General features: G+C 65.0%; 3 protein-coding genes. 2 read left to right on the top strand and 1 reads right to left on the bottom strand.

Annotation, left to right across the window (positions count from 1 at the left end; all coding sequences use genetic code 11):
• Window positions 1–158: 158 nt before the first annotated feature.
• Entirely contained in the window at window positions 159–932 is a 774-nt protein-coding gene (locus VXC91_RS43550; RefSeq protein ID WP_329512884.1) for a sulfite exporter TauE/SafE family protein, read from the bottom strand.
• 271 nt (window positions 933–1,203) lie between these two features.
• Between VXC91_RS43550 and VXC91_RS43545 the strand changes: the two genes are divergently transcribed.
• A complete protein-coding gene (locus VXC91_RS43545; protein WP_329512883.1) occupies window positions 1,204–2,082 on the top strand; it encodes a LysR family transcriptional regulator in 879 nt (292 codons plus the stop codon).
• A gap of 134 nt (window positions 2,083–2,216) precedes the next feature.
• Window positions 2,217–3,527, top strand: a 1,311-nt coding sequence (locus VXC91_RS43540) for a PP2C family protein-serine/threonine phosphatase (RefSeq protein ID WP_329512882.1), incomplete at its 3' end; no start/stop codon positions are given.

Below are 3,527 nucleotides of genomic sequence, written 5' to 3'. Positions count from 1 at the left end.
ATTGTCGAAGCCAACCGGTGGCGTTCGGCTGCTCGTGGGAGGTGCTGGCCGACAGCGGCAAGTAGTTGACAACCATCCGCGCCTGCGCGGGCAACGGCAGGGACCAGGCGTTGTTGCTCCGCGGCACGTTCAGTGCCTGGACATGGCGAAGAGTTTCCCTACTTCGTAGCCAGTTGAACCATCGCGCCGACACCAACCACGACGATGACTCCGCGTAGCATGGCTGGCTTCAGCTTGAGCCCGATCTTGGCACCGAGCTGCCCGCCGAGGGTCGAGCCGACAGCGAGGATGGCGGCAACAGGCCAGCTGATCGGCGCGTTGAGAGCGTAAATCGTGCCGGCGACGACGTTCACCAAGGCGGACAGGACGTTTCTCGTACCGTTGAGCCGCTGCAGAGGCTCGGACAGCATCATGCCCATCACCGCCATCATCAACACGCCCTGCGCGGCTGTGAAATACCCGCCGTAGATACCGATCAGGAACGTGAAGAACAGCAGCAGCGGGGTGATCTTGCGGTGGTCCGTTTCCTCGACGCCATCGGCCTCGCGGCGTTTCGTGATCCACCGGGAGACCTTGGGCTGGACTATCACCAGCGCCACGGCAAGGCCGACGAGTACCGGCAGGAACGACTCGAACGCCTTGGTCGGCAGTGACAGCAGCAGGATCGTGCCGCAAATCGCGCCGAAGAACGAGGCGACCGAGAGTCGGGCCACCTGTGGCCAGAACCCAGTCAGTTCCCTGCGATACCCGATCGCGCCGCTGATCGAGCCGGGTGCCACCCCGATCGCGTTCGAGGTGGTCGCGGTCAGCGGTGGATAGCCGAGCGCCACCAGCACAGGGAACGTCACGAGCGTGCCCGAACCGACCACCGAATTGATGGCACCGGACCAGATTCCGGCGATCAGGATGATCACCGCATGCCACCATGTCATCGCTGCAAGGGCAGCATCGGGGCCACCAACTCGGTGCCGAGCGGGCCCAAGGCGGCTTCTACGCACACGGCAGCGAGTTGCAGCCCGTTGAGCAGGGTGGCTCTGCCGGATTTGTTCGCCTGTACTGGGTGCTTGCGATCGCATCGCGCATTGGTGAACACAACTGCGAGCTTGTCAGCGTGGGGCTGATGCGTCCAATGCGATTTGGCGAGCTAACGATGCGCGTGCGCATAATGTGCATATGACTGGCCACCGTCTCACGAAGCCTGACGTGGCGGACGTTTTCGCCTCACCGCTGGTTCAATTCCTCGCGATCGCCCGTCACGAGAACCTCACACAGGCCGCAGCGGAACTGGGAGTCGCCCAGTCCAGTCTCAGCCGTGCGCTGGTCCGGTGGGAACGCCAACTGGGGCTGCCCCTGATCACCCGCGTCGGCCGGTCTGTCCGATTGACCCGCCACGGCCGCTCTCTCCAGCATGCGCTGCAGCGATGCTCGGAGGGTCTCGAGCGGGCCAGCGCGGACCTTGCCGAGAACCTGGGTGCCACAGGGGGCGCAGTAGCTCTCGGATTCCTCAACACCCTAGGGTCTCGCATGGTGCCTGAAATTCTGCGCGCTTACCGCGGCAGCCACCCTGAAGTGAAGATAACCCTTCACCAAGGAGGATCCGAGTTCCTGCTCAATGCACTGCGTGAAGGCGATATCGATCTATGCCTGACCTCGCCCGCGCCGAATTCCCCGGAGTTCGCCACCGCCAAGTTGCTCACTGAGCAGCTCGTGCTTGTCGTTCCGCCCTCGCACCCGCTGGCCACACGCAGCCAGGTAGCGCTCACCGAAGTCGCTTCGGACAACTTTCTCGCAATGCCCCGCGGATACGGCCTGCGGGCCACGACAGAACAGCTCTGCGCTCTTGCCGGGTTCACCCCGCGCATTGTGTTCGAGAGCATCGATACCGCCACGCTACGCGGCCTCGCTGCCGCCGGATTCGGCGTCTGCGTCCTAGCCACCGCACCGGACGCAACCGACTCAATCGAAATTCCGATCAGCAGCCCGCCAGCGTCCCGTCCCATTCTGTTGACATGGTCAACCACGCGCACCGAGAGCAAGGCTACCGCCTCTCTACGGCACTACATCCTGGATCGTCTACGTTAACCTTCAATACCAGTGACTTAACTGTCATCGGGCGACATACGCGCAGGTCGCGTACTGACACAAAGGTGCGAGATTGCAAGTACCCGCAAGGTCAAACTAATGTCCCGCTACAGCGAGTGTCATCGCATCTGCGGATGGTGCCCACCGACGCGATGTCCTACATGCAGGAGATGGTCGTTGAGGCGGTCCACCGCAACAGCGGATGCCGTGACGGGCTGATGGACCATGTCATCGACGGGCCCGCGAGCATCAGCAAGACCTGCCTGCTGCGGGCGATGGGACGCAGCGCCCAGAAGGAGATCGAAGCCGCCACGAACGGCAGGCAGCAGAACATGATCCCGGTGGTACACATCACCACCTCGCAGACCCGGAGCCGAGGGTTAACTGGGTCTTGGAGCGGCTCCTACCTGGGGCCCAACCCCGAACCGAAAAACCTCGCGGAGGGCGCTGTGCTCGCGCCGGTAGTCCTGTGCGAAGCCTCGCGCCATCGGAAACCCGTGGATAGATACTGGGGGAGAGGAGGAGGCACGATGAACGCCTCTGATGATCGCGCCAGGAGCCGGGCTTTCGTCCTCGGCACCCCCGACTTCAGCGATCAGGGCCGGTCCCGCCGCGACTTGGAGCTCCTGCACGCTGCCGCACAGAAAATCGGCTCATCCCTCGATGTCACCCGCACCGCACAGGACCTGGCGGATGTCCTGGTCCCTTCCCTTGGGGACCAGGCCTGGGTGTTGCTCGCCGAGGCGGTGTTCGAGGGTGATGAGCCGCCCAAACTGGCCGGCGCCGGGCAGTGGCACCTGCGCCAGACGGGGGTGGCCTCAGCCTCCGGCGTCTGGCCCACCCCGCTCCTGCCGCCCGGTGCCGCGTGCCCGCCACTGCCGGATGGCCCCCACATGCAGCAGATGCAGCGCGGCGAGACCGTCAGAGGTCACCGGACCGAACATCCCATGATCGATTTCCCGGAACTGGTATCACTCCTCATCCCTGAGCGCGGGCACTCATATGTATCGTCGCCTCTCTTCGCTCGCGGTCTGGTGCTCGGCGTTGTCGTGGTCTGGCGTACCGAGCAGCCGCATCCCTTCGATAAGGAGGACGCGGACCTCCTGGCGGAGATCGCTTCCCGGGCGGCGCTCAGCGTGGACAACGCCCGGCGGTACACCAGGGAGCACCACGCGGTGCTCGCGCTGCAGCAGCGCCTGCTGCCCCCGGCCGCCACCGACACGGCGGCGGCCGAGACCGTGGGTTTCTATCGGCCCGCTGGCGGCGGTGCGGAGATCAGCGGCGACTGGTTCGATGTCATCCCCCTGCCCTCCCTGCGGGTTTCCCTGGTCGTCGGGGACGTCGCCGGCCACGGCCTGCACGCAACAGCCACCATGGGCCGCCTGCGCACCGGCGTCCAGACCCTCGCCGACCTGGAGCTCGACCCCGCCGAACTCCTCACCCAC

Origin of the sequence: Streptomyces chiangmaiensis, from assembly GCF_036281785.1 — a bacterium.
GTDB lineage: Bacteria > Actinomycetota > Actinomycetes > Streptomycetales > Streptomycetaceae > Streptomyces > Streptomyces chiangmaiensis.
Note: the sequence above shows the minus strand (reverse complement) of the source record. Positions and strands in the feature narration are given on the sequence as shown.